Genomic DNA, 25,922 nt, shown 5'->3' with positions numbered 1-25,922 from the left:
CGGGAGGTCAGAATACCAAGATTACTCCGCCCCACTCCGCCCGTTGTTCGGCCCGGGCGGCAAATCGAACGGGTCCTCGGCGCGCTCCATGGATCGGTCGAGCAGATCTGCCTGCCGGTCGGGCTTTGCCTGGGTGGATGGCGTCATGAGCTGCTTGGGCGTCTCCCGCTCAGGCGCGGCGGCGGCCTTGGGCACCTGGCCCATGCCCTCCTTGGGGCGCAGATCCTTCACCGAGCCGCAGCCCGCAAGACCAGCCGCCACGAGCAGCGTCAGAGCGGCGCGCGCGATCATCTTGTGATTCATCGCTTTCATCGACCAGTCTCTCCATCCAGCGCGGCTTGCGCTTCGGCAATCCGCGCGCGCACCTGATCGGGTGCGGTGCCCCCATAGCTCTTGCGACTGGCGACAGAGGCATCCACCGTCAGCACCGCATAGACGCGCTCGTCGATCCGCGCGTCGATAGCCTTGAGCGTCTCGATCGGCAGCGCGGCAAGCTGCACGCCCGCCTCTTCCGCTGCCTTGACCGCACGCCCGGTGATGTGATGCGCCTCGCGAAACGGCACATTGCCTTCCCGCACCAGCCAGTCGGCAAGGTCGGTTGCGGTTGCGAAGCCGCTTTCGGCCAGCGCCCGCATCCGTTCGGTGCGGAAGGTCGTCGTCTCCACCATGCCGGTCATCGCGGTGATGGAGAGGCCGAGCAGATCATGCGCCTCGAACAAAGGCGGCTTATCGTCCTGCATGTCCTTGGAATAAGCCAGCGGCAGGCCCTTCATGGTGACGCACAGCGACGTCATGCAGCCCATGATCCGCCCGGCATGGCCGCGCACCAGCTCGGCGGCATCGGGATTGCGCTTTTGCGGCATGATCGAGCTGCCGGTGGAATAGGCATCGGGCAGCGAAATGAAGCCGAAGGGCTGGCTTGCCCAGATCACGAACTCTTCCGCCAGCCGCGAGAGGTGCAGGCTGCACTGGGTGGCGGCCATGAGATAATCGAGCGCGAAATCCCGGTCGGAAACGCTGTCGAGGCTGTTGCGCGTCGGCCCGTCGAAGCCGAGCGCTTGCGCGGTCATATGCCGATCGGTCGGAAAGCCCGTGCCCGCCAGCGCCGCCGCACCGAGTGGCGAGAGATTGAGCCGCGCGCGCGCATCGGCAAAGCGCGAACGATCCCGCGCGATCATCTCATAATAGGCCATGAGGTGATGGCCGAGCGTCACCGGCTGGGCGCTCTGCAAATGGGTAAACCCCGGCATCACGCTCTCTGAGTGCTCGCCGGCTCGCCCGATCAGCGCCCGCTGCAGCGCCTTGAGGCTGGCGTCCACCTCATCAATGGCATCGCGCACGAAGAGGCGGAAATCGGTCGCCACCTGATCGTTGCGCGAACGTGCGGTGTGCAGCCGCCCCGCGACCGGCCCGATCTTCTCGGCCAGCCGCGCCTCGGTGGCCATGTGAATGTCCTCAAGGTCGAGATCCTCGGGCAGATCACCGGCTTCATACTCGGCCTGGATCGCCTCCAGCCCGCCGATGATCGTCGCTGCCTCGTCCTGCGCAAGGATGCCTTGCGCGCCGAGCATCCGGGCGTGCGCGATGGAGCCGGCAATGTCCTGCCGCCACAAGCGCTTGTCGAACGGAAGCGAGGCATTTATCTCGCGCATGACGGCGGCCGGCCCGGCCGCGAAGCGACCGCCCCACATGCTGTTCGCGCCCTTGCTTGCGGAGTCTGCCATGCGCTCTATTTCTGCCCTTGCTATGCTGATCGGCCTCTCACTGGCCGCGAGCGGCTGCGATAGGCAATCCGCTCAAAACGCGCAAGGCGCCGGCAACGACGCCGCGGTCGGCAATGCCCTCTCCCCCGATGAAGTGAGCCCGGACGAAGCTGCACCGGGGAGCGCGGGCAAGACCTTCTCCCATGTCATCGACCGCAGCCACAAGGGCGAGGCGATGCCGGACAAGCCCTTCACCACCATCGACGGCAAGCCCGCGACGCTCAAGGCCATTGCGCAGGGCAAGCCGATGCTGGTCAATCTGTGGGCGACCTGGTGCGCGCCTTGCGTGGCCGAATTGCCTGCCCTCGACCGCGCCGCCAAGGCTGCGGAAGCCAAGGGCGTCAAGGTGATCGCCGTTTCTCAGGACATGGAGCCGGATGGCGTCCCCACCTTCTGGTCGGCGCGCAAGCTCTCCACGCTGCAGACCTGGTTGGACCGGGAGAATGCGCTCGGCTTCCATTATGGCACCGGCACGCTGCCGACGACCATTCTGTACGATGGCGCGGGCAAGGAAGTCGCCCGCATCGTCGGTGCGCTGGAGTGGGATGAGGAAGATGGGCAGAAACTGATTGCCGAAATTGGTGGGTAAGCCGTTCCGACTCCCTTAGCCGGAGATCATCGCCCGCAAGCTTTCGATCCGGTCGGCCTCATGGGCGGGCTTGTCATTGCGGATGCGGCTGATGCGCGGGAAGCGCATGGCGAGGCCGGATTTGTGGCGCTTGCTTTCGTGGATCGAATCGAACGCCACCTCAAAAACAAGACTCTTATCCGTCTCCCGCACCGGTCCGAAGCGATTGACGGTGTGGCGACGGACGTGGGAATCGAGCCACTTCAGCTCCTCGTCGGTAAAGCCGAAATAAGCCTTGCCGACAGGCAGCAGCTCCGCGCCGGCATCGGGATCGCCATCCCAGCAGCCGAAAGTGAAATCGCTATAGAAGGAGGAGCGCTTGCCGCTGCCGCGCTGGGCATACATCAGCACGCAATCGGCGAACAGGGGATCGCGCTTCCACTTGTACCACAAGCCCGTGCGGCGGCCGGCCACATAAGGGCTATCCCGCCGCTTGAGCATCACGCCCTCGATGGCATCATCGCGTGCGCGTTCGCGAATGGCGGCAAGATCGGCAAGGCTTGCAGCCTCGATCAGCGGCGAAATGTCGAAGCGGGCGGAGTCGAGCCGGGGCATCAGCGCCTCCAGCACGGCGCGGCGCTGCTCCCAGCTCAACGCGCGATGATCCTCGCCGTCGGAGAGCAAGACATCGTAGAGGCGGACGAAGGCGGGAAAATCGGTGAGCATCGCCTTAGAGACAGTCTTGCGCCCCAGCCGCTGCTGCAAGGCGTTGAAGCTCGCCGCGCCGCCTTCTTCGCCACCCTGATGGCTGCCCCGGACCAGCAGTTCGCCATCGAGCACGCCGGGCTCGCGAAATGCCGCCGCGATATCCGGGAAGCTGGCGGTGATGTCGTCCCCGGTGCGTGAGAAGAGCCGCGTGTCCCCGCCCGGCCCGGCGCCATCCTCCTCAGGCACATGGACGATCTGCACGCGGATGCCGTCCCATTTCCACTCGGCGCCATAGTCGGCCATATCGAGCGTTTCGCGCGCGATGACATCATCCTCCAGCGGATGCGCCAGCATGAAGGGACGGAAGGTGGGGATATGGTCGACGCGCGGCGGAGGGCCACCCTTGGCGGCCCAATCGAATAGCGCGCCATAGGGCGGCGTCTGGCCGTGCCAATATTCCTCGACATCGTCCACCGGCACATCGAACGCCTGCGCGAAGGCGACCTTGGCGAGCCGCGCCGAAATGCCGATGCGCATCGCCCCCGTCGCCATCTTGATGAGCGCGTAGCGGCCATTCACATCGAGCCGGTCCATCAGCTGCGCCAACGCAGGCGCCACGGACTGGCGGGTCATGGCGGACAGTGCGGCCACCGTTTCGCTCAGGCTCGGCGGATTGAGCGCAGCGGGATTATCCGGCCAGAGCAGGCTTGCCGTCTCCGCCGTATCCCCGACAAAATCGCGGCTGAGCTTGAACAGAACCGGATCGACGCGATCCATCAGCAAGGCGCGGATCGTGCCGGCCTTCACCGCCGGAAAATCGAGGCCGTCCGTCAACGCAGCCAGCGCCCAGCCCCGGTCCGGATCGGGCGTCTCGCGCAGATAGGCGGCGATAAGGGCAAGCTTGCCGTTGCGCGAGCGGGTGTAGACGAGCGCATCCAGCAGGGCGGCGAAGGCCTCCATCAGTCGTCCTCATCCTCATAGCCGACAAGGGCGAGCGCGCGGGCACGGCGCTGATGCAGCTCGCACCAGCGCAGCAACGCATCTTCCCGGCCATGAGTGATCCAGGTCTGCGCCGGATTCACCTCCGCGATCGTGGTCGTCAGTTCCGCCCAGTCGGCATGGTCCGAGATCACCAGGGGCAGCTCGACATTGCGCTGCCGCGCACGCTGTCGCACTCGCATCCAGCCGCTTGCCATGGCCGTGACCGGATCGGGCAGGCGACGGCTCCAGCGATCGTTGAGGGCCGAGGGCGGACACAGGATGATCTGCCCGGCCAGCGCACCCTTGGGCATTCCGGCGATCAATCTCAGCTCGCCAAGATCGACGCCCAGCTCTTCATACAGCCGGCACATCCGCTCCAGCGCGCCGTGCAGATAGATCGGCGCGGCATAGCCTTCCCGGCGCAGCTCGGCGATGACGCGCTGCGCCTTGCCCAGCGCATAGGCGCCTACAAGGATGCAGCGATCCGGATTGGCCTCGCGCGCCTTGAGCAGCTTGCCGATCTCCTCGCCAATGGGCGGGTGACGGAAGACCGGCAGGCCGAAGGTGGCTTCGGTGATGAAGACATCGCAGGGCGTGACCTCAAAGGGCGGACAGGTCGGATCGGCCCGGCGCTTGTAATCGCCAGTGACGATCACCCGCTCGCCGGCATGTTCAAACAGGATCTGCGCGGACCCGAGCACATGCCCAGCCGGCAGGAATGTCGCCTGCACGCTCCCCGGCAGGCTGATCGTCTCGCCATAGGCCACCGGTTGCGCGGCACCGGGCGGACCGTAACGCAGGTCCATGATGGCCAGCGTCTCCGGCGTCGCGATGCAGCGGCCATGGCCGCCCCGGGCATGATCGGCATGGCCATGCGTGACGAGGGCTGTCTCCACCGGATCGGCCGGATCAACCCACGCCTTGGCCGGCACGACATGCAGCCCATGCGCCTCCGCGCGAATCCAGGAGAAGTCGGCCATGGCCTCTAAATGGCGACCGGCACGTCCCGGTTCCAGCGCGGCTTTGCGATGTGCCCCAAAGGACCTATATCATGGCCATGACAGATGCTGCTCCCCAGACCACAGACGTGCGTTCCTTCCTGTATCGCGATGGGTCTCTCGACCCGGATAGCGCCCGTCGGCTCACCGCCGAGGCGCTGACCGGCTGCGAAGATGGCGAGCTTTACTTGCAATATGTCGCGACCGAGAGCTTCGGCTTCGATGATGGGCGGCTGAAGACAGCGGATTATTCCACCGATGCCGGATTTGGCCTGCGCGGCGTCTCCGGCGAGATGACCGGCTTCGCGCACGCCAATGACATCAGCGAGCGGGCGATCCGCAAGGCAGCGCAGACGCTCCAGCTGCTCGACCCGGCGCGTGAGCCGATGACAACGCCGCCTCAGCGCACCAACCGGCATCTTTATACCGACGCCAACCCGCTCGATCTCGTCCCCTTCGCGCAGAAAGTGGACCTGATGGCCAAGATTGACGCCGCGGCGCGGGCCCGCGATCCGCGCGTGGTGCAGGTCTCTGCGGTGCTGGCCGGTAGTTGGTCGGTCGTTGAGATCGTGCGGCCGGACGGCTTCGTGGCGACCGACGTGCGTCCCCTCGTCCGCCTCAGCGTCTCGATCATCATGGAAGAGAATGGGCGGCGCGAAACCGGCTATTTTGGCATTGGCGGGCGCTATCTCTACGATTCCCTGTTCGAGGAGGCGACCTGGCAGCGCGCGATCGACGAGGCGCTTAAACAGGCGCAGGTCAACCTCCGCTCAATGCCCGCGCCGGTGGGCGAGATGACCGTGCTGCTTGGTCCTGGCTGGCCGGGCGTGATGCTGCATGAGGCCGTCGGCCATGGCCTGGAGGGCGATTTCAACCGCAAGGGCACCAGCGCCTTCTCGGGCAAGATCGGCGAGCGCGTGGCGGCGCCGGGCGTGACGGTGGTCGACAATGGCGCGATGGACGCGCGACGCGGGTCGCTCAGCATCGATGATGAGGGCACCCCGACGCAGGAGAATGTGCTGATCGAAGACGGCATTCTGCGCGGCTACATGCAGGACCGGCTCAATGCGCGGCTGATGGGCGTGGCACCCACGGGCAACGGCAGGCGCGAAAGCTACGCCCATGCGCCGATGCCGCGCATGACCAACACTTATGCGCGCGCGGGCAACGACGATCCCGCCGAGCTGCTCAGCCGCGTGAAGACCGGCATCTTCGCGCGCAGCTTTGGCGGTGGGCAGGTGGACATCGTCTCGGGCAAGTTTGTCTTCTCCTGCACCGAGGCGTACAAGGTGGAGAATGGCAGGATCGGCGACCCCATCAAGGGTGCAACGCTGATCGGCGATGGCCCCGCCGCGCTGCACCGCATCGTCGGCATCGGCAACGACCTCGCACTTGATGAAGGCATCGGCATGTGCGGCAAGGCGGGTCAGGGCGTGCCCGCGGGCGTGGGCCAGCCGACGCTGCTGCTCGAAGGGCTGACGGTCGGCGGCACCGGGGGCTGAGGCGCCAGTCGGAACGACCAGACGGCGCCCTCACACCCCGGTCAACAGCATGTCGAGCGCGTTCTTGATCCGGTATTCCTACTGCGCGAGGGAGCCGGCGCGCTGTTGAAGGTCGGGAAGCGGCACGGCCGTCAGAAGATGTGTGGCAAGGACATAAGCCGTGCTGTCAAATTCCACGACGGGATGAAGCCGCGATGCCGGCGAGGGCGCGTCTGTGCTGCGCACGAGCGGAACAACGACCCGCGTGGCGAAGTGCGATAGTGAGTCGGTTTGACAGTCGACGACGAGCGCGCCGCCCGCGACGCGATAGACATCGAACTGCGCCATCAGAATTGGCGATATTTCGCCAGCGGCAGGCCGTGCTCCGCCACCCAGGCGTTCCACTCCTCAATGGCGCCGCGATTCTCCTCCTGCCAGCGCCGCTCGCGCTCTGCCTTCGCCGCCGCGCGCAGGGCTGCTTCGCAAGTCTGGGAGAGATTGATCCCGGCCTCCCGCGCGGCTTCCACCACGCCAGCATCGAGCGAGAGATTGACTGGCTTGCGCTTGCCGGAGGCGATAGGATCAAGCTTCATATGCGCAAGCTATGCGCATGATCCATGCGCGTCAATGTGCGCATCCGACCAGCAAGACCTGAGGCCCCATGTCTGAATTCTTCACTGCCATTTCCGACAAGCAACGCAGCTTCATCGAGAAACAGCCGGTCTTCTTTGTCGCCACCGCTGCAGACGGCGCGCGGATCAACCTCAGTCCCAAGGGCATGGACAGCTTCCGCGTGCTGGGGCCCAACCTGGTCGGCTATCTGGATGTCGGCGGATCGGGCAACGAGACGCAGGCCCATCTCGCATCGGACGGGCGCATCACCATCATGTTCTGTGCGTTCGACCAGCCCCCGCTGATCCTGCGACTCTATGGGCGCGGCAAGGCAGTGCTGCCTCAGGATGATGAATGGGATTTCGCCTCCCGCCCCTTCACAATTCTTCCCGGCACAAGGCAGATTTTCATGATCGCGGTGGAGAGCGTGCAGGAAAGCTGCGGCTGGGGCGTGCCCTTCATGCGGCACGAGAAGGATCGCGACACCCTCTCTCGCTATCATGAGCAGAACGAAACGCCGGAACGGCTGGCGCGCATCTCAACCCGGACGCAAAGTATCGATGGCCTGCCGGTGCGCGTGCAGGACCATTTCCCGGAGCGCAGACCAGTGCAGGTGCATGTCGACCCCGATTGGGTGCCCGCCGTGCTCAACCATTGGCTCAATGAGATCGGCCCGGATGGCTGGTTCGATTCAAGCGAGGAAGAGGATGTTCGACTGACGCATCTCTTCCGTTCGCTCTGGGAAGCGCAGCGCGACAAGCCTGCCGATATGTTCATGGCCGATGCCGACACGGCGCTGGCGGCGCTCATTCTGTTCGACCAGTTTCCGCGCAACATGTTCCGGGGCGAGGCTCGCGCCTTCGCGACCGATCCGCTCGCCCGCGAGATCGCCCGGACGGCATTGGAGCGTGGCTTCGACAAAGCATTCGTCGAGGGCGCCCGCGCCTTCTTCTACATGCCGTTCATGCACAGCGAGGATCTGGCCGATCAGGACTTGTGCGTCGCGTTGTTCAGCGAGCCGGGCTTCGAGCACAATCTGAAATTCGCCAAGGCCCACCGCGAGATCATCGCCCGCTTCGGCCGCTTCCCGCATCGCAATTCGGCGCTCGGACGGGAAACCCGGCCCGAGGAGCAAGAGGCGGTGGCGGAGGGCAGCGACTGGTAACCCACCGCCGCTCGCAGCGGATCGGCATCAATCCGGCAGGCGCCAGTTCAGGCGGACATCTGTATCGCCATTGGGCGCGATCAGCAGGCGCTGGTCCGGAATTTGTTGGGCGCGCAGGATCTCGCGCACCATCTCGGCGCGTGTGGCCTGCCCCGTAATGGTGATGCCCAATGGCACCCGCCGCGCCGCCCACACGGCCAGATCGAGATCGGCGGCGCCCTGCTGGGTCAATGCCTCGCCCGAAAAGCCGATGACCGGCAGCGGGGCGGGCGGTGGCGTCAGCACCAGCGTCCAGCCATCGAGGCCGGCGGATGCGCGCCGTTCCAGCTGGCGGTAGAGATCGAGCGACGCGCCGGTGAACGGCTCGGCTGCGACCGTGGCCTGGCGCCGGCCCCGGTCCACCAGCACCGCATCGCTGGACACGCCCGCGACGAGGGCCAGTCGGTCCACCGCCGTCGTCGCAAAGCGCTCAAGGCTCTGCGTGCGCTCGCGAGATTGGGCGGCGGCCACCTGAGCCGCCTCGCTATTGCCCGCCCCCACCTGGATCTGGTCGATGGTGACATCCAGATCCCGCTGCAGCGCGTCGCGCAGGCTGGTCGCGGTGTTCCGCTCGGCGTCTTTCGTATAAGTGGGCGTGAGCACGGTGGCGACGACACGCATGGGCTGGCGGTTGAAATCCGTTTCCAGATCGCTGATGCGTGCTGTCTGAGGGAACTGGCGCTGGATCACGTCCCGCACCTGGCGGGCGGCCAACGTCTCCCAGGCGATATGTCGCAAGGTGAGCGCCAGCGGCACCGAGAGCGCCGTCATGCAGACGACCATGACGATGCTTTGCAGCCGGGTATGGGCCGGCGTGAGGTGGGAGCCAAAGCCGTAGAGCCGGGCCATGAATGCGGCCGTGAGCGTGATCGTGACCGTGTTGGTCATGAATAGCAGGAAAGCACCACCCGCGATGGTCCAGTTCCATGTGGCGATGCCGAAGCCGACGGCGGCCAGCGGCGGCATGAGGGCGATGGCGATGGCGACGCCGACGACCGTCTCGCCCCGCCCGCGAATAAGCGCATAGCCGCCCGCGAGTGCCGAGAAGAACGCGACAAGAAGGTCGAAGAGATTGGGCCGCGTGCGGGCCGCGATTTCCGTCGTCACGGTCTGCACCGGTGAAACCAGGACGAACAGCGCGGTGAACGCGATCGCAATCACCGCGCCGACCGCCAGCGCGAAGCCGGACGCGCGCATTTCTGCAAAATCCAGCGTTGCAAGCGCAAAGCCCAGGCCGATGATCGGCATCATCAACGGAGACAGCAACATGGCGCCGATGAGGACCGCACTGGACGGCAGCAGCAGCCCGAGAATGGCGATGCCGGCGGATATGACCGTCATGAAGACATAACGCGGCGACCAGCCGGATTCCTCGACGATCCTCCGCAGGATCGCGTCGTGATCCACCGTCGCAATCGAGCGTTCCCGCCAGCTGACCCAGAGGGGGTTGCGCGAAACCGCGTAGGTCTTGTTGGTCAAGCGATCGGCTCCTCTGCCACGTGCGTCATTCCATTGACGCCCTAGCAGGGAAAATCGCTGTGTTTCCAGTCCGCTGCCCATGCGGGCGAGCCGGGACCTTACAATCGCCGAAGCTCGGTGCCGTCCAGAATCGCTTCGCAACCCAGCGCCAGCGGGTCGTCGGCCTCGTCCAGCGCGGCGATGGTCACCCAGCCTTCCGCCCGGAGCGCCGCAGCCCGGGCACCATCATGGCCGATCGGCAAGAACGCCCGCTGCGCGGCGGTGGTGCCGAACCCGGCATCGATGAGCGGATCAGGATAGAGCGAGAAGCCCATGGCCGGCTCAGCCTTGCCGTCCGCGCCCGCCACCGCATAGCTGCCGCCCCGGCCGATCTCGCCGATGAAGCCCTCGGCAAAGACAGAAAAGCCGAACCAGCTCTGATATTCAAAACCGTGGCGCTCGGTCGGATCCAGCGTCAGCGTGATGTCCCAGCCGATCGGCTTGGCAATCGCCCGCAGCGCCGCAATGAGGTTATCCAGCCTGCCTTTGGCTGGCCCCGCGTTGAAGGCCTGCAGCCGGTCCATGGCGGGGTGGAATGGCCCGGTCGCTTCAATGAGCGCCAGATAGGGCCGCGCCGCTTCGCCCAGCGCCGCCAGCGAACCTGCATCCTTCGCGTCGAGACTGTCGCGGACCGCCTCGACGTCGCCCTGGGGAAGCGGCATCGGGCCATCGGCAAGCATCGTCACGAGGTCGGGCAAGGTGAAGTCAATGGTGATGCCGCTGACACCCGCGCGCTGCAGCGCTTCGATGGCGACATTGACGATCTCGACTGCCGCCGCGACGCTGTCTGTGCCGATGATCTCGGCGCCGACCTGCATCCGCTCGCGCTCGGGCCGCAGCTGGTCGGCTCGCAGCTTCATCACCGGCCCGCCATAGCACAAGCGCAGCGGACGCGGGGTCGCAGCCATGCGGGTGGCGGCGATACGGCCGATCTGGGCGGTCATGTCCGGCCGGATCGCCAGGCTGCGCTGGGAGAGCGGATCGACGGCGCGGAGCAGATCTTCGGCGCGGGCCGACTGCAGGCGCGCGACCAGCGTTTCCTCAAACTCGGCCAGGGCCGGCATCACGCGCCGATAGCCATGCGATGCAACGGTATCGAGCACTTCGCGCACAAGGCGGGCGGAGGCCTCCGCCTTGGGCGGCAGACGATCGGCAAGCCCTTCGGGCAGCAATCCGGGAGCGATGGCTTCAGTCATGGCGCGGCATTTAGCCGATTCCGCTCGCCAAGCGAGGATAAATTACAAGCGTGACCGGCCCGACGTGATGACACGCCGGGCCGGGCCGTGATTTAGAACTTGAGCGGGCAGACCCGGTGCACGTTCGGCAGGGCGCAGATCTTGTCGACCAGCGTCTGCGGCACGGTCTCGTCGACCGAGAGCAGCAGGATCGCCTCGCCACCGGCCTCGCGACGGCCGAGGTGGAAGGTGCCGATGTTGATCTTGGCCTCGCCAAGAATGCCACCCACGCCACCGATGAAGCCCGGCGCATCGACATTGGCGATGTAGAGCATGGTGCCATCGAGATCGGCCTCGACCTTGATGCCGAACAGCTCGACCAGACGCGGCGCGCCGTTGCCGAACAGCGTGCCGGCCACCGACCGCTCGCCCTGCGAGGTCTTCACCGAGACGCGGATCAGGGTGCTGTAGTCGCCCTCGCGCTCGGTCTTGATCTCGCGCACCTCGATGCCGCGCTCGCGGGCGAGGAAGGGCGCGTTGACCATGTTCACCGTGTCCGTCTGCGTGCGCAGGAAACCGGCGAGAACGGCCGAGACGATCGGCTTCTGATTGAGCTCGGCCGCCGCACCCTCGCTGTGGATCGAGATCCGGGGGATGACGTCGCGCGAAAGCTGGCCGACCAGGCTGCCCAGCTTCTCGGCCAGCGCCATATAGGGCTTGAGCTTGGGCGCTTCCTCAGCCGACAGGCTCGGCATGTTGAGCGCGTTGGTGACGCCGCCGCTCAGCAGATAGTCGCTGAGCTGCTCGGCGACCTGCAGCGCCACGTTCACCTGCGCTTCGCTGGTGGACGCGCCGAGGTGCGGGGTCGAGATGAAGTTGGGCGTGCCGAACAGCGGGCTGTCCGTCGCCGGCTCGGTCTGGAACACGTCCAGCGCCGCGCCGCCGATGTGGCCGCTGTCGAGCCCCGCCTTCAGCGCCGCTTCGTCGATCAGGCCGCCGCGCGCACAGTTGATGATGCGGACGCCCTTCTTGGTCTTGGCCAGATTCTCAGCCGAGAGGATGTTGCGGGTCTGGTCGGTCAGCGGCGTGTGCAGCGTGATGAAATCCGCCTTGGCCAGCAGCGTGTCCAGATCTGCCTTTTCCACACCCATTTCGATGGCGCGCTCAGGAGTCAGGAACGGATCGAAGGCGACGACCTTCATCTTGAGGCCCAGCGCGCGGCTGGCGACGATGGAGCCGATATTGCCGGCACCGATCAGGCCAAGCGTCTTGCCCGTGACCTCGACACCCATGAAGCGGTTCTTCTCCCACTTGCCGGCCTGCGTGGAGGCATCGGCCTCCGGCAGCTGGCGCGCGAGGGCGAACATGAGGGCGATGGCGTGTTCGGCGGTGGTGATCGAGTTGCCGAAGGGCGTGTTCATCACCACGATGCCCTTGGCCGAGGCATAGGGAATATCGACATTGTCAACGCCGATGCCGGCGCGGCCAATGACCTTGAGATTGGTCGCGGCGTCGATGATCTCCTTGGTCACCTTGGTGGCCGAGCGGATCGCCAGACCATCATATTTGCCAATGATTTCCTTGAGCTCGTCGGGCTTCAGTCCGGTGATCTCGTCCACCTCGCACCCGCGCTCGCGGAAAATCTGCGCGGCCTGCGGGTCCATCTTGTCGGAAATGAGAACTTTGGGCTTGGTCATTTTACTGTCCTTCAAAGAGAGACAGTGCCCCTGCGAAAGCAGGGGCCCAGGGCGGGATGGCAGTGCTGCTGAGCCCTGGGCTCCTGTTTTCACAGGAGCACCGGAAAGTGGGGTCAGGCGGCAGTCGCGCTCAGCGCGGCCTTGGTCTCGGCATAGGCCCAGTCGAGCCAGGGGCCGAGCGCCTCGATGTCCGCGGTGTCGACCGTGGCACCGCACCAGATGCGCAGGCCAGCCGGGGCGTCGCGATAACCTGCGACGTCATAAGCGGCATCCGCCTTCTCGAGCAGCGAGGCCATCTTCTTGATGAAGTCGGCATCGGCGCCCTCGACGGTGAGGCATACGCTGGTGATCGAGCGGGTCGCCGGATCGGCGGCAAGGTGCCCGAGCCAGTCGCGCGATTCCACAATGGCATTGAGCGCATCGGCATTGGCCTGCGCGCGGGCGATGAGGCCCTTGGCGCCACCGATGGTCTTGGACCATTCGAGCGCGAAGATCGCATCTTCGACCGCCAGCATGGACGGCGTGTTGATCGTCTCGCCCTTGAACACGCCCTCGGCCAGCTTGCCCTTGGACATCAGGCGGAACACCTTAGGCAGCGGCCAGCTCGGCGTGTACTGCTCAAGCCGTTCGACGGCACGCGGGCCGAGGATCAGCACGCCATGGCCGCCCTCACCGCCCAGCACCTTCTGCCAGGAGAAGGTCGCCACGTCGATCTTGTCCCACGGCAGGTCGTAGGCGAACACTGCGCTGGTGGCGTCTGCGAAGGAGAGGCCCTCGCGGTCGTCGGCGATCCAGTCGCCATTGGGAACGCGCACGCCCGAGGTGGTGCCATTCCAGGTGAAGAGCACGTCATTCGACCAGTCGACCGCATTCAGATCGGGGATCTGGCCATAATCGGCGCGCAGCACCGTCGGATCGAGCTTGAGCTGCTTGGCGGCATCGGTGACCCAACCTTCACCGAAGCTCTCCCAAGCGAGCGTTGTAACGGGGCGAGCGCCCAGCATCGTCCACATTGCCATCTCGAAGGCGCCGGTATCGGAGCCGGGCACGATGCCGATGCGGTGCGTGTCGGGCAGGTTCAGCAGCTCGCGCATCAGGGCGATGCAATAAGCGAGGCGATCCTTGCCGAGCTTTGAGCGGTGGGAGCGTCCGAGCACTTCGGTGGCCAGCTTCGCCGGATCATAGCCGGGCGGCTTGGCGCAGGGGCCGGACGAGAAATGGGGGCGGGCCGGCGTGGTCGCCGGCTTCGTAACGTCAGTCATGGTATGCGTCTCCTTGCAGAGAGCACGCGCGGCGTTGGGACCGCGTGGCCCGCCGGCGGCCATAGAGATTTGCAGACAGGTGTCAATGTAAGATCGGGACCGGCGTGCCGTGCCCGGGGTGAACGGAGCCTCGGCGGACAGGCGCCAGACCGCGCGCGGCGGTCGAGGCATCCCCTTGCACTGTCTAGGTTTTGTTCAGCTGCGATGCGTGATAAACGGCGCTATGGTCCATTGGGCGTCATCGGTCGGATTGAGGGCGGGGATGCGCAGGCTGGTCGGCCTGCTGCTGGTCACCAGTCTTGCCGCCTGCGCCGACCGCCCCAGCCCGCGCCCGGGTATAAGGGCGCCGGTGGCCGCAGCGCCCGCACAACGCACAATGCCGAACAGCGAGAGCTATCGCATGTGCGCCGCGCGCCTCTCGACCGCGAAGGTCCGCTTCGAGCCGCTGCCCAATCAGGATCGCGGCGGCGGCTGCACGACAATCGATACCATCCGCCTGCTGGAAATCGGCACGCCGGTGGCCAATCTGGGGCCGATGACCTGCCCCCTTGCCGCCAATTTCGCGGCCTGGGTGCAATATGCGGTGCGCCCCGCCGCGCGACTCTATCTGCGCAGCGAAGTGGTGCGCGTCGAGACCTTCGGCACTTATGCCTGCCGCGATGTCCGTGGCACTGGCGGGACTATCGCCGGCAAGCGCAGCGAACATGCGCACGCCAATGCCGTGGACATTTCCGCCTTCGTGCTGGCCGACGGGCGCCGAATCAGCCTAGTGAACGATTGGCAGGGCGAGAGCGCCCACGCCCAGTTCCTGCGGGTCCTCCACCAGAGCGCATGCAAGCGATTCCGCACCGTGCTCGGCCCGGACTATAACAGCGCCCACCGCGACCATTTCCATTTCGACATGGGCGGGCGGGGCAGTTTTTGCCGCTGAACCCGCCGGTTTTCTTCTCCGCCGAAATCGTCTAGCGCCACTGGATGACAGACCAGCCTACAGTGCGCGAAAGCAAGTTTCGCCGTGCCCGCGAAGAAGCCGTCGATGCCAAGCGGATCATCCCCACCCCGCAGACGGAAAGCAAATCCTACAAGCTGGCCTTCCAGGACAACGAGTTTCTGCTGCGGGAAGACCTGCGGCCGGTCCGCTTCCAGCTTGAATTGATGAAGCCGGAGCTGCTGCTCGATGAAGCAAAGATCGCCTCGACCTTCGTCTTCTATGGCTCGGCACGCATTCCCGAGCCGGAGGCCGCGCAGGCGCTGATCGATGCCGCGCCCGACGAGCGCGCCCGGAAAGTCGCCGAGCGTCTCGCCGAAAAGGCGCGTTATTATGAGGAAGCCCGCAAGCTGGCGCGAATCGCGGCGCAATGTCCGCCGAACGAAGCTGGCTGCCATCACTTCGTCGTATGTTCGGGCGGCGGCCCCTCTATCATGGAGGCGGCCAATCGGGGCGCGGCGGACGTCCGCGCGCAAACCATCGGGCTCAACATCGTGCTGCCCCACGAGCAGGCGCCCAACCGCTATGTGACGCCGGATCTATCCTTCCAGTTCCACTATTTCGCGCTGCGGAAGATGCACTTCACCCTGCGCGCCCGCGCGCTGGCAGTGTTTCCCGGCGGTTTCGGCACGTTCGACGAATTTTTCGAGCTGCTCACCCTCGTGCAGACCGGCAAGATGAAGCGCATCCCCATCCTGCTGTTCGGCAAGGACTTCTGGACGCGCGTCGTGAATTTCGAGGCGTTGGCCGAGGAAGGCGTGATCAGCCCGCGCGATCTCGATCTGATCAGCTGGGTCGAAACCGCAGAAGAAGGCTGGGCCGTGGTCGAGAGCTTTTATGCGGATAGCCAGCCGGGCTGCTGAGGCGCGCGTCCGTTCGGCCCCCCTGATAATAGCGGGCCAGATAACAGCGGGCCGGATAACAAAAGCAGGCGCGGGTTGCCCCGCGCCTGCTTGAATATTTGACCCGAACCCAAGCCGGGCTCTGGCTAACGGGATTATTCGTGCGGCGTCGCAGCGTTGGCGGCAGCGCCCTCAGCGCCCGCTTCCGCCGCATTGCCTGCATTGTCGGCACCGCCCTCTGCCGCAGGAGCCTCGGCAGGTGCATCGGCAGCCGGGAGAGGCAGGTTCGAGCCCTGCGTGTTGAGATAGGCGATCAGATTGGCCCGATCTTCAGGCTTGCTGAGACCGGCGAAACTCATCTTTGTGCCGTTGGCGAACGAACGCGGCGAGGTCAGCCAGTGATCCAGCTGCTCGAAGGTCCAGTTGCCGCCCACCTTCTTGAGCGCATCCGAGAAAGCGAAGCCGCCACGGCCATGGCCGATCGGGTCGCCAACGATGGCCCAGAGGTTGGGGCCGATGCCATTGGCGCCCCCCTGATTGACCGTGTGGCAGGCCACGCACTTGGCGAAGACCTTCTCACCAGCCGCCACGTCCGCCGAGGCGAGCAGCGTGTTCAGCGAAGGACCGGACGCACCGCCCTCGCCTTCCGCCTCAACGCCCTCGATCGCGTAGCCCATCGGCTCGGGACGCTCGGCGTGAAACAGCTTGCTGCTCACAATGCCGCTGCCAAGCGCAATGATGCCGCCAAACAGTGCCCAGCCTGCAATGGTATTGAAACGATCGCTCATGCGCCCTCAATCTCCAGAAATCTACCCGACGCGCGACCTCCTCAATCGCGGCGCTGCCGGTGCCCGTCGGCGCTCCCCTTAATGACTGCATTGCGCGGGTGCAAGCCTGTCGGAAGGCCTGTGTCGCGACACATGCGCCGGTGCCTTGCGCGGCAGGGCCCAAAGCCCTAAGCGCAGCGGCCATCATGGACACCTATCCGCTCCCCGCGCAGCGCCTTGTCGCCGAGATGACGGACGCCGCCGCGCGCGCGCCTGAGCGTGCGATCAGCTTTCAGGGCGCGCCGGGCGCCAATTCGCATCTGGCTGTGATGGATTTTGCGCTGGACGGCCTGCCCCTGCCCTGCTTCAGCTTCGAAGACGCGCTGGATGCCGTGCGCGATGGCCGCGCCGACCGCGCGATGATTCCCATCGAGAATTCGCTGCACGGGAGGGTTGCGGACATGCACTTCCTGCTGCCCGAGTCCGGCCTGTCGATCATCGACGAATATTTCCTCCCCATCCACCACAGCCTGATGAGCGCCGACGATACGCCGCCGGTCAGCGCGCTCAGCCATGTGCAGGCGCTGGGGCAGTGCCGGAAATATCTGCGCAGCCGTGGCATCCGCCCGATCGTCTATGCCGACACCGCCGGCGCGGCCGCGCTGGTCGCCGAGGTCCGCGAGCCCGGCGCAGCGGCAATTGCGCCCTCGCTCGCCGCGCGACTCTATGGCCTCACGATCCATGATGAGAAGATTGAGGACAGCAGCGACAACATGACGCGCTTCGTCGTGCTGGGCCGCGATGCGATCATGCCTTCGCGTGACGGGCCGGTGATGACGAGCTTCCTCTTCGAGGTGAAAAACATCCCCGCCGCGCTCTACAAGGCAATGGGCGGGTTTGCGACCAACGGGGTCAATATGACCAAGCTGGAGAGCTATCAGCGCGGCGCCAGCTTCTCGGCGACGGAATTCTACGCCGATATCGAGGGGATGCCGGGCGACCCCGCCGTCGATCGCGCGCTGGAAGAACTGGCGTTCCACAGCAAATGGGTCCGTCTGCTGGGCAGTTATCCGCAGGGCCGCTCCCGCTCGATCTGACGTCGCGGGGCGTCGGGGCCCTATCTAGCTTTTAATCGCGAACGCTCTGTGCGTACTTTTTAAGCAGTGGCCACGCATGCCGCCTCAATTTGAGGCAATCGCCTCAACGAGGCCCGACTGCCGACCGCTTTAACGCCTCGTTTATGATTTGGCACAGATCTTGCTTAGCATTCCCCTGCAACCAATGGGGGCGCAAGAGATGAAACTCATTATGGCAATCATCAAGCCGTTCAAGCTGGACGAGGTGCGTGAAGCTCTCTCTGCGCTGGGCGTGGCTGGCATGACAGTAAGTGAAGTGAAGGGTTTTGGCCGCCAGAAGGGCCAGACCGAAATCTACCGCGGTGCGGAATATTCCACCAACATGGTCCCGAAGATCAAGGTCGAGGTCGTCTGTGACGATGCCCTCGCGCCGCGTGTTGTGGAAGCCGTGCAGCAGGCCGCCAACAGCGGCGCCATCGGCGATGGCAAGATCTTCGTCCTCGACGTGGGGCAAGCCATCCGCATCCGCACCGGCGAAACCGGCGAAACCGCGCTGTAAGTTAAAGGGGGTAACGCATGACACCTTTCAAGACATTCTGCGGCGCGGCGGGGGCTCTGGGCCTTTCGCTCTTCGCCGCCTTGCCCGCATGGGCGCAGGAGGCCGCAGCGGAAGCCGCGCCTGCCGTTCCCAATCCGGGTAACAACGCATGGATGATGACGTCCACCGTCCTCGTTCTCCTCATGATCCTGCCCGGCCTCGCCCTGTTCTACGGCGGCCTGACGCGTTCCAAGAACATGATCGCCACCATGACGCAGATCGGGGCCGTAGCGGCGCTCGCGATGCTCATCTGGGTGATGTACGGCTACGGCCTCGCCTTCGGTCCTGAAGGCAATCAGTTCATCAGCTGGGGCAAGTTCTTCCTTGCTGGCATCACGCCGGATTCGACCGCCGCGACCTTCACGTCTGAAGTGATCTCGGAATATGTGTTCGTCAGCTTCCAGATGACCTTCGCCGCGATCACCATCGCCCTCGTGCTTGGCGGCATCGTCGAGCGCATGAAGTTCTCGGCCATCATGGTCTTTGCCATCGTCTGGCTGACCATCGTCTACTTCCCGGTCGCCCACATGGTCTGGGAAGCGCGCGGCGTGTTCTTCGCCATGGGTGCTCTGGACTTCGCCGGCGGTACGGTGGTGCACATCAATGCGGGCGTTTCCGCACTGGTCGCCGCCCTCATCCTCGGCAAGCGTAAGGGCTTCCCCAGCGAGCCGATGCCCCCGCACAGCCTGACGCTGACCATGGTCGGCACCGGCCTGCTGTGGGTCGGCTGGTTCGGCTTCAACGCCGGTTCCGCGCTTGAGGCCAATGGCTCTGCGGCTCTCGCCATGATCAACACCTTCGTCGCCACCGCCTCGGCCGGTCTCTTCTGGATGCTCACCGAGCGCGTGATGGGCCACAAGGGTTCGGCTCTCGGCTTCTGCTCGGGCATCATCGCCGGCCTCGTCGCCGTGACACCCGCTGCGGGCAACTCCGGTCCGTTCGGTGCCATCGTTCTCGGCGCCGTTGCCTCCATCGTCTGCTACTTCTTCGTCGCGAAGGTGAAGCCGGCGCTGGGTTATGACGACTCGCTCGACGCCTTCGGCATCCACGGCGTGGGCGGCATCATCGGCGCCATCGGCACCGCAGTGGTCTATTCGCCCTCCCTCGGCGGCCCTGGTGGCGCCGACTATGCGATGGGCGGCCAGCTGGTCACGCAGATCACGGCCGTGCTTGCCACGATCGTCATCGCCACCGTGGGCACCGTCATCGCCATGTTCATCGCCAAGGCCCTCACCGGCCTGCGGGTGAGCACCGAAGTCGAGCAGGAAGGCCTCGACCTCGGCGAGCACGGCGAGCGCGCTTACAACTGATCCGAATTCGGCGGGGGCGAAAGGTCCCCGCCGTCCGTTGTTCCTCCTGCGAACATCCCTGGGCCGGCGTGAAAGCGCCGGCCTTTTTTTTTCGGGCTCCCGCAAGCTGACGATTGCCTTCCCGGACACGGCAATTTCATTTCGCGCCTGACCGTCCTATTCCTCGTCCGGCGAAAGACGCCCGATGAGGAGACTGAACGATGCCGATTGAACTGATCATTCTGGCCTGGGGCTGCCTGCTGGCCCTCGTTCACATCTTCGCCGCCGTGCGGGCCAAGACCGCGCAATATGGCACCGCCTGGAATGTCGGCGCGCGCGATCAGTCGCTGCCCGAGCCCAAGCCCCTCGTCGGGCGGCTGGCGCGAGCGCAGGCAAATTATTTCGAGACCTTTCCGATCGTCGCCATCGCCATCCTCATCGATGCGCAGCTCGACCTGTTCGATCGGTGGACGGCCATTGGCGCCGCGCTCTGGCTCGGCGCGCGCATCGTGTATCTGCCGCTTTATGCTGCAGGGGTTCCCGTGGTGCGGACGATGGTATTCGGCATCAGCATGATCGGCGTGCTGATGCTGCTCTGGCCGGCGCTACGCCTCGCGTTCTGAACAGGAGTGCTGGCGGGGGCCGTCAGCCCCTCTGGTTGGCCAGTGCGTGCATCATCTCGCGAATAGGCGAGAGATCATAGCCCGCCGCGGCCGCCTGCTCGGCCAGGACATCGGGCGAATCGCCCGCCCGCGCCCGCGCCAAGGCCCAAAGCAGCGTGCTGCGGGTGCCGGAGCGGCAATAACAGAGCGCCTTGCCCTCGCCATTCTTCGCGAGTGCCTCATCCAGCGCATCGAGCTGCCAGGGCGCAAAGCCGCTATGCGAGACGGGAATGGCGACATAATCGAGCCCCGCCGCCCGCGCCGCCGCCTCGATCGTGTCGCCGGAGGTTTGGTCTGCGGACTCACCCTCGGGTCGGTTGTTCACGATGAGCGAGATGCCCATCGCCGCAGCCTGCGCCACGACATCCGCATCGATCTGCGGGGCGACGAATAGGGATGGGGTCAGTTGCCGCAACATGGCGTGTCTCCGATAAGGGCCTTGCCCGTCCCTAGGCCCGGCAGTCCCCTGCGCGCAAGAGAGGGGTTGCCGGTACGGATTTGCGAAGCGGTCAAAGCGCCTTCTGGTAGATCACATAGCTGCGGTTAATGCGGCTCTCGATCGCCTCGGCAATGGCTTTCATGCCCTGATTATCATCGAGGATCCAGCCGATCTCCCCACGCGTCGCGCCATAATGGGTGATGGCATCGCGGCGGATATATTCGATCATCATGAAGGCCAGCTGGCTCGCCATGCGCGAGGATTGGAGCCGCTGGACCACGCCCATCAGCGGCACGCGCATGGTGCGGACCTTGGGCTTGCGCAGCCACCAGAGCAGCTTTGCCCAGCCGAAGGGGAAGAGCGTGCCGTTAAGGCGGGCGAGCGCTTCGTTCATGTCCGGCAGCGTCATCATGAAGGCCACCGGCTCGCCATCCAGCTCAGCGATGCGAATCAGATCCTCGAACACCAGCGGCTTGAGCGCCTTGCCGAAATGCGCAACCTCATGGTCGGTAATCGGCACAAAGCCCCAGTTGCGGCCCCAGGCATCGTTGAGAATGTGCAGGATGATTGCCGCATCCCGGTCGAACTCGCTCTTGTCGACATGGCGAATGCGAATGCGCTCGTTACGCTCGCCGGATTGGACGATCCGCTGGATCAGCGGCGGAAATTCCTGCGTGATGTCGAGCTCATAAGTATCGAGCTGCTTGGCATGGGCATAGCCAGCCGATTCGATCCAGGCGCGATATTCCGGCCTGTTGTGGCCCATCATCACCGTCGGGGAATGGTCGAAGCCCTTCACGAGAAGGCCTGGCTCCTCCCAGATGGAGAGCGAGATCGGGCCGAGCACCCGGGTCATCCCCCGCTCGCGCAGCCAGCCTTCCGCCGTCGCGATCAGCGCGTGCGCGGTTGCTTCATCCATGGCTTCGAACATGCCGAAATTGCCTGTCCCCGGCCCCATGCCCTGCTCGGCAGGCATGGAAATGGCGAGATGATCGATATGCGCGCTGATGCGCCCGACGACCTTGCCACCGCGCCGCGCGAGGAAATATTGATGCTCGGCATGTTCGTGAAACGGGTTCTTGCCCGGTGTCAGCAGGCCGCGCACTTCGCTCTTCAGCGGCGGCACCCAATGGGGATCATCGGCATAGATGGTCCATGCCAAATCGATGAACGCCGCCATGTCGGCCTTGCCGGAGACGGGAGTGATCACTAAATCGGCTGACGTCACGGCGATACCCCTGTCCCGCGCTTCGACGATGAAGCGCTGCTGAGAGGGCACAGCACTGCGGAACTGGCGGCGGATTTGTCAAGCCGCGCGCCGTGGCGGCAGAACAAAATCACATTGCTGCCATGATCTGTGCTCATTCGACCGATAGGACCCCTTTGCATGACCGCAATCGACCAGAGACTGGACGCCGCGCCGTCCGCGCCAGCCGGCAAGGCCCCCGCCGCAGCGGGCCCTGCGTTGGCAACCACGCCCGATGATATGGCGATGCTCCGCGCCGCCGTGGATTTGACGCGCGATCTGGCAACCGCGCGGCCCGGCATCTACTGGCCCGATTTCCTGGCCTCCGCGCTGATCGGCTACGCGGCTATGGCGCTCGCCATGCTGGCCTCGCAAGGTTGGGTGGTGGCCCTCGCTGGCTTGATTTCCGCTCTCGCACTGTATCGGGCGACGAGTTTCATCCACGAACTGACGCACATCCGGGCGGGTGCGCTGCCGGGCTTTCGTTTCACGTGGAACCTGCTGATCGGCATTCCCTTGCTGTTCCCCTCCTTTCTCTATGAGGGCGTGCACACCCAGCATCATGCCAAGACGCGCTATGGCACCATCGATGACCCGGAATATCTGCCGCTTGCGCTGATGAAGCCGTGGAGCCTGCCGCTGTTCATCCTCGTGGCTGCTCTGGCCCCGGTGGCGTTCATCGTGCGCTTCGGCGTGCTGGCACCGCTCAGCCTCGTCATTCCCCCGCTGCGCCGGTTCATCGTGGAGCGCTACTCGGCCTTGTCCATCAATCCAGATTATCGGCGCCGGGCACCGGAGGGTGACTTTGCGCGGATGTGGGCCTGGCAGGAAGCCGGGACCAGCCTGTGGTCGATGGCGCTCATCGCCAGCGTGCCGCTGCTCGGCTGGCGTCCGCTGCTCACCTACATCGCGATTCTCTCGGTTGCGATGGTCGCCAATCAGCTCCGCACGCTGGTCGCCCATCTCTGGGAGAATGAAGGCGAGACGATGACGGTGACCGGCCAGTTCCTCGATTCCGTCAATGTGCCGCCACCCGCGCCACTGGCCGCGCTCTGGGCACCGGTCGGTCTGCGCTATCACGCGCTTCACCATTTGCTGCCGAGCATGCCCTATCATGCGCTGGGCGAGGCCCATCGCCGGATCGCGCAGCATCTGGGCGCGGGGTCGACCTATGATCGGGCCAACTATCCCGGCATGGTCCCACTGGTCGTTCGGATCGCGCGGAGCACGATGGTCGCGCGATAGTCACCACCGGGGAAAATCACGCTCCCGAGCGGCGTATTTTCCCCATCGCCTTCCCACGGCGAACCTGCCATTTGGGCTTCATGCCCACGATCGCGCTGCTGCTCGCCTCCAACATCCTGATGACCACGGCCTGGTACTGGCATCTCAAGGGCGGCATGAGCAAACCGCTCGCCTTGGTCATCCTGATCAGCTGGGGCATCGCCTTTTTTGAATATTGCTTTGCGGTGCCGGCCAATCGCATCGGCTATGCCAGCGGCTGGAGCGCCGGCCAGCTCAAGATCACGCAGGAAGTCATCGCGCTGACCGTTTTCGGCGTCTTCATGGTCACCTTTCTGGGTGAACCGCTCCACTGGCGCCATTTCGGTGCGCTGGCCTGCCTCATCGGCGCGGTGGCGTTCCTCTTCTGGGGCAAGGCCTGACGCTGGCAGCAGCGAGGCGCGCGTCAGAAATCGTAGACCAGCGTCGCGCGCGTAATCGTATCCGTCATCTCCGAGCCTGCGGGCGGCGACGTCTCATGGCGCACCGCATAGGAGAGCCGCGCGGAGAGCGAACCGTTGAGCTTGCCGGTGAGGCCAGTGGTGTTCGCATAGCTGCTATTGCCGGAGCTCCACACCGCCTGGGCATTGTTCTTGAGCTCGAAGGCGCGTGAAATCTGCCAGCGCAGATCGGCGGCGGCGAGCGTGTTCAGTTCAGTCGTATCGGGCTCGTCGATCCCGACGGTGTGCCGCCAAGCCGGTCCGCCCTTGATGTCCAGACTGAAATCGGCCTGCCGCACCAGCCGCACACCGACGCCGCCCGAGGCCGTGGTGCGGTCCGAAAAACCCTGGAACCGGTCTTTCTCGTATGTCGCGAGCCCATAAGCGTAGATCGCGTCGTTCAGGGTGAAGTTGGGCTCATAACTTGCCAGCCACTGGTTGCGCGTCGTGACGCCATCGCTGCGCTGATAGTCGACATTGGCGCGGAACTTGTGCAACCAGTCGATCCCACGCCGTTCAAGCGAGAGACCTGCGCTGATGCCGGAGCTTTCGGTATTGCCGGTGGTGATAAAGCCACCCAGTTCGCCACTGCCTGACCAGGCGTGAAAGAAGCTCGCCTGCCTCAGCCGGGCTTCCCGCTCGGCATCAATGGCGGCCTTGTGCGCCTGAATCTTCTCGTCGATCTCCGCGGCATTGTCGGGATGCGTCTGCTTGGCAAAGCGCGCGACGGTGGCGAGCGCCCCGGCATCCCCGCTTGCGATGGCGGCATCCAGCATGGCCTTGACCGATGGCGGCAGTTCGGCCGCTGCGGGTCCAGCCGCGATGCTGCTTGCGATGATTGCCAGCACACCAACCCTTCGGGCCGACCTCATGCCCAACTCCTTCTACAACGATGGCACGCCCGTCCCGCACGGGGACGGCTTCCAGACCTCACTCGCCCCGTTCGAGCCGCCGACTGGCGCGAAGATGCGCGTGGGTGATGGCGACGGCAAGTGCATCTGCTGCATCAGGACCGACCACACTCGTTCCCGGCAGCAACCGCATCACCATGGCGTGGATCTGATCCTTGCTCGCATTGCCCACGCCCACAATGGCTTTTTTGACGAGCCGGGCCGCATATTCGCCGACCGGTATGCCGGTGCGCGCGGCGCCGAGCAAAATAACACCCCGCGCCTGCCCCAGCTTGAGGGTCGATTGCGGGTTGGTGTTGATGAACACCTCTTCGACCGCCGCTTCCGCCGGCCGATGTTCCGCGATGAGGGCCGCCAGCGCCGCATCGAGCGCGACCAGCCGGGCGGGCAAGGCATCGCTCGCTGCGGTGCGGATCTGGCCATTGGCAATATGAGACAGGCGATTGCCCTGCGCACGGATCAGGCCCCAGCCCGTGGTGCCAAGGCCGGGGTCGAGACCCAGAATGATCATGACCGCAAGATGCGGGCGATCACCCCAGCTTTTCCATCACGTCGTCGGGAACTTCGTAATTGCCCCAGACGGTCTGAACGTCATCGTCATCATCCAGCGCGTCGACGAGCTTGAGCAGCGTGCCGGCATTGCTCTCGTCCAGTTCCACAGTGGTCTGCGGCTTCCACGCGAGGTTGGCGCTCGCTGCGGCGCCGAGCTTGTCCTCCAGCGCCTTGGCGACCTCGTGCAGGGCATCCATGGCCGTCCAGATCTCGTGTTCATCGTCGTTCGACGATACATCGTCCGCGCCCGCTTCAAGCGCAGCTTCGAAGATGGCGTCCGGATCGCCGACGGAGGCCGGATAGGTGATCAGGCCCATGCGATCGAACCCATGGCTCACCGCGCCGGACGCACCCAGATTGCCGCCATTCTTGGAGAAGGCCGTGCGGACGTTCGTCGCAGTACGATTGCGGTTGTCGGTCAGCGCCTCGACGATGATCGCCACGCCACCCGGGCCGTAACCCTCATAGCGCACTTCCTCGTAATTCTCCGCGTCACCCTTGCTCGCCTTGTCGATCGCGCGCTGGATGTTGTCCTTGGGCATGGACTGCGCCTTGGCCGCGTTGATGGCCAGACGCAGACGCGGATTCATGTCCGGGTCCGGCGCGCCCATCTTGGCCGCGACGGTGATCTCGCGCGAGAGCTTGGAGAACATAGCCGAGCGCTTCTTGTCCTGCGCGCCCTTGCGGTGCATGATGTTCTTGAATTTGCTATGGCCTGCCACGGCCGGCTCCTTCGATTATGTGATCCGGATTTTTCTTGGGGGCCTCCTATCGCGGCAAGTCCAATCAGGCAACGGGCGCGAGGGCAGGAGGCAAAATGAGCGCCATCGTCCTGTCACGAAGATGCGCCAGCACGACGCATAG

Annotated in this window: 27 protein-coding genes; 11 read left to right on the top strand and 16 right to left on the bottom strand. The window is 65.1% G+C overall.

Annotation, left to right across the window (positions count from 1 at the left end; translation table 11 throughout):
• Positions 1–21 precede the first annotated feature (21 nt).
• Positions 22–312 carry a hypothetical protein gene (locus tag M2335_RS01435; RefSeq protein WP_264593550.1) on the bottom strand — a complete coding sequence of 97 codons (291 nt, stop codon included), beginning with the start codon at positions 310–312 and terminating at the stop codon, positions 22–24.
• The gene (argH, locus tag M2335_RS01430) at positions 309–1,691 is read right to left on the bottom strand and encodes an argininosuccinate lyase (protein ID WP_264595335.1); all 1,383 of its coding nucleotides are present in this window, start codon (positions 1,689–1,691) and stop codon (positions 309–311) included. The genes M2335_RS01435 and argH overlap by 4 nt, the downstream gene beginning before the upstream one ends.
• A 31-nt stretch (positions 1,692–1,722) precedes the next feature.
• On the opposite strand from argH, the gene M2335_RS01425 reads away from it, so the two are divergent.
• A complete protein-coding gene (locus M2335_RS01425) occupies positions 1,723–2,352 on the top strand; it encodes a TlpA family protein disulfide reductase (protein ID WP_264593549.1) in 630 nt (209 codons plus the stop codon).
• 15 nt (positions 2,353–2,367) lie between these two features.
• Here M2335_RS01425 and M2335_RS01420 read toward each other — a convergent pair whose 3' ends face one another.
• Together M2335_RS01420 and M2335_RS01415 are read right to left on the bottom strand one after the other, a co-directional pair.
• Complete coding sequence (locus tag M2335_RS01420; protein WP_264593548.1) at positions 2,368–3,999, bottom strand: cisplatin damage response ATP-dependent DNA ligase; 1,632 nt, start codon at positions 3,997–3,999, stop codon at positions 2,368–2,370.
• The gene (locus M2335_RS01415; protein WP_264593547.1) at positions 3,999–5,000 is read right to left on the bottom strand and encodes a ligase-associated DNA damage response exonuclease; all 1,002 of its coding nucleotides are present in this window, start codon (positions 4,998–5,000) and stop codon (positions 3,999–4,001) included. Before M2335_RS01415 ends, M2335_RS01420 begins: the two co-directional genes overlap by 1 nt.
• 77 nt (positions 5,001–5,077) lie before the next feature.
• Between M2335_RS01415 and tldD the strand changes: the two genes are divergently transcribed.
• Positions 5,078–6,520, top strand: coding sequence for a metalloprotease TldD (tldD, locus tag M2335_RS01410; protein ID WP_264595334.1), 1,443 nt, complete (start codon positions 5,078–5,080; stop codon positions 6,518–6,520).
• A gap of 78 nt (positions 6,521–6,598) precedes the next feature.
• Here the strand turns inward: tldD and M2335_RS01405 are convergent, their stop codons facing one another.
• Together M2335_RS01405 and M2335_RS01400 are read right to left on the bottom strand one after the other, a co-directional pair.
• Positions 6,599–6,847 (bottom strand): CcdB family protein, encoded by a 249-nt coding sequence (locus M2335_RS01405; RefSeq protein WP_264593546.1) that lies wholly within the window; start codon positions 6,845–6,847, stop codon positions 6,599–6,601.
• Positions 6,847–7,092, bottom strand: coding sequence for a type II toxin-antitoxin system CcdA family antitoxin (locus M2335_RS01400; RefSeq protein ID WP_264593545.1), 246 nt, complete (start codon positions 7,090–7,092; stop codon positions 6,847–6,849). Before M2335_RS01400 ends, M2335_RS01405 begins: the two co-directional genes overlap by 1 nt.
• 68 nt (positions 7,093–7,160) lie before the next feature.
• On the opposite strand from M2335_RS01400, the gene M2335_RS16485 reads away from it, so the two are divergent.
• Positions 7,161–8,276, top strand: a complete 1,116-nt coding sequence (locus M2335_RS16485; protein ID WP_319801181.1) for a DUF924 family protein — start codon at positions 7,161–7,163, stop codon at positions 8,274–8,276.
• Positions 8,277–8,303: 27 nt separating this feature from the next.
• Here M2335_RS16485 and M2335_RS01385 read toward each other — a convergent pair whose 3' ends face one another.
• From M2335_RS01385 to M2335_RS01370, 4 genes are all read right to left on the bottom strand, one after another.
• A complete protein-coding gene (locus M2335_RS01385) occupies positions 8,304–9,794 on the bottom strand; it encodes a DUF389 domain-containing protein (protein WP_264593544.1) in 1,491 nt (496 codons plus the stop codon).
• Positions 9,795–9,892: 98 nt separating this feature from the next.
• Positions 9,893–11,029 (bottom strand): ATP phosphoribosyltransferase regulatory subunit, encoded by a 1,137-nt coding sequence (locus M2335_RS01380; RefSeq protein ID WP_264573987.1) that lies wholly within the window; start codon positions 11,027–11,029, stop codon positions 9,893–9,895.
• Between the two features lie 92 nt (positions 11,030–11,121).
• Entirely contained in the window at positions 11,122–12,705 is a 1,584-nt protein-coding gene (gene serA, locus M2335_RS01375; protein WP_264571656.1) for a phosphoglycerate dehydrogenase, read from the bottom strand.
• 113 nt (positions 12,706–12,818) lie between these two features.
• Positions 12,819–13,967 carry a phosphoserine transaminase gene (locus tag M2335_RS01370; protein ID WP_264571655.1) on the bottom strand — a complete coding sequence of 383 codons (1,149 nt, stop codon included), beginning with the start codon at positions 13,965–13,967 and terminating at the stop codon, positions 12,819–12,821.
• A gap of 262 nt (positions 13,968–14,229) precedes the next feature.
• Here M2335_RS01370 and M2335_RS01365 point away from each other — a divergent pair, with 262 nt between their 5' ends.
• Positions 14,230–14,898: an extensin family protein gene (locus M2335_RS01365; protein ID WP_264593543.1), complete on the top strand. Its 669-nt coding sequence runs from the start codon at positions 14,230–14,232 to the stop codon at positions 14,896–14,898.
• 44 nt (positions 14,899–14,942) lie between these two features.
• Positions 14,943–15,818: an LOG family protein gene (locus M2335_RS01360; RefSeq protein WP_264593542.1), complete on the top strand. Its 876-nt coding sequence runs from the start codon at positions 14,943–14,945 to the stop codon at positions 15,816–15,818.
• Positions 15,819–15,952: 134 nt separating this feature from the next.
• Here the strand turns inward: M2335_RS01360 and M2335_RS01355 are convergent, their stop codons facing one another.
• Positions 15,953–16,585, bottom strand: coding sequence for a c-type cytochrome (locus M2335_RS01355; RefSeq protein ID WP_264593541.1), 633 nt, complete (start codon positions 16,583–16,585; stop codon positions 15,953–15,955).
• Positions 16,586–16,770: 185 nt separating this feature from the next.
• On the opposite strand from M2335_RS01355, the gene M2335_RS01350 reads away from it, so the two are divergent.
• The 4 genes from M2335_RS01350 to M2335_RS01335 all read left to right on the top strand — a co-directional run bounded on the left by M2335_RS01350 (position 16,771) and on the right by M2335_RS01335 (position 20,150).
• Positions 16,771–17,661, top strand: a complete 891-nt coding sequence (locus M2335_RS01350) for a prephenate dehydratase (protein WP_264593540.1) — start codon at positions 16,771–16,773, stop codon at positions 17,659–17,661.
• 199 nt (positions 17,662–17,860) lie between these two features.
• Positions 17,861–18,199: a P-II family nitrogen regulator gene (locus tag M2335_RS01345; protein WP_181561093.1), complete on the top strand. Its 339-nt coding sequence runs from the start codon at positions 17,861–17,863 to the stop codon at positions 18,197–18,199.
• Between the two features lie 17 nt (positions 18,200–18,216).
• Positions 18,217–19,548, top strand: coding sequence for an ammonium transporter (locus M2335_RS01340; RefSeq protein WP_181561092.1), 1,332 nt, complete (start codon positions 18,217–18,219; stop codon positions 19,546–19,548).
• 200 nt (positions 19,549–19,748) lie between these two features.
• On the top strand, positions 19,749–20,150 hold the full coding sequence (locus M2335_RS01335) for an MAPEG family protein (RefSeq protein WP_264593539.1): 402 nt from the start codon (positions 19,749–19,751) through the stop codon (positions 20,148–20,150).
• 22 nt (positions 20,151–20,172) lie between these two features.
• Here M2335_RS01335 and M2335_RS01330 read toward each other — a convergent pair whose 3' ends face one another.
• Together M2335_RS01330 and M2335_RS01325 are read right to left on the bottom strand one after the other, a co-directional pair.
• Entirely contained in the window at positions 20,173–20,607 is a 435-nt protein-coding gene (locus tag M2335_RS01330; RefSeq protein ID WP_264571649.1) for a TIGR01244 family sulfur transferase, read from the bottom strand.
• 91 nt (positions 20,608–20,698) lie between these two features.
• Positions 20,699–21,856 (bottom strand): GNAT family N-acetyltransferase, encoded by a 1,158-nt coding sequence (locus M2335_RS01325; RefSeq protein WP_264593538.1) that lies wholly within the window; start codon positions 21,854–21,856, stop codon positions 20,699–20,701.
• Positions 21,857–22,015: 159 nt separating this feature from the next.
• Here M2335_RS01325 and M2335_RS01320 point away from each other — a divergent pair, with 159 nt between their 5' ends.
• Complete coding sequence (locus M2335_RS01320; RefSeq protein WP_413716091.1) at positions 22,016–23,119, top strand: fatty acid desaturase family protein; 1,104 nt, start codon at positions 22,016–22,018, stop codon at positions 23,117–23,119.
• Positions 23,120–23,199: 80 nt separating this feature from the next.
• A complete protein-coding gene (locus tag M2335_RS01315) occupies positions 23,200–23,538 on the top strand; it encodes a DMT family protein (RefSeq protein WP_264577726.1) in 339 nt (112 codons plus the stop codon).
• Positions 23,539–23,561: 23 nt separating this feature from the next.
• Here the strand turns inward: M2335_RS01315 and M2335_RS01310 are convergent, their stop codons facing one another.
• From M2335_RS01310 to M2335_RS01300, 3 genes are read right to left on the bottom strand one after another with little or no spacing between them, the layout of a single operon-like run.
• Positions 23,562–24,467 carry a YdiY family protein gene (locus tag M2335_RS01310; RefSeq protein WP_264588136.1) on the bottom strand — a complete coding sequence of 302 codons (906 nt, stop codon included), beginning with the start codon at positions 24,465–24,467 and terminating at the stop codon, positions 23,562–23,564.
• A 58-nt stretch (positions 24,468–24,525) separates the two neighbouring features.
• Complete coding sequence (gene ruvC, locus M2335_RS01305) at positions 24,526–25,017, bottom strand: crossover junction endodeoxyribonuclease RuvC (protein ID WP_181561085.1); 492 nt, start codon at positions 25,015–25,017, stop codon at positions 24,526–24,528.
• A 19-nt stretch (positions 25,018–25,036) separates the two neighbouring features.
• Positions 25,037–25,780, bottom strand: a complete 744-nt coding sequence (locus tag M2335_RS01300; RefSeq protein WP_181561084.1) for a YebC/PmpR family DNA-binding transcriptional regulator — start codon at positions 25,778–25,780, stop codon at positions 25,037–25,039.
• Positions 25,781–25,922: the final 142 nt, after the last annotated feature.

This window comes from Sphingobium sp. B12D2B, assembly GCF_025961775.1.
Lineage (GTDB): Bacteria > Pseudomonadota > Alphaproteobacteria > Sphingomonadales > Sphingomonadaceae > Sphingobium.
The sequence above is the reverse complement of the archived record's forward strand: the minus strand, read 5'-3'. Positions and strand labels throughout refer to the sequence as shown.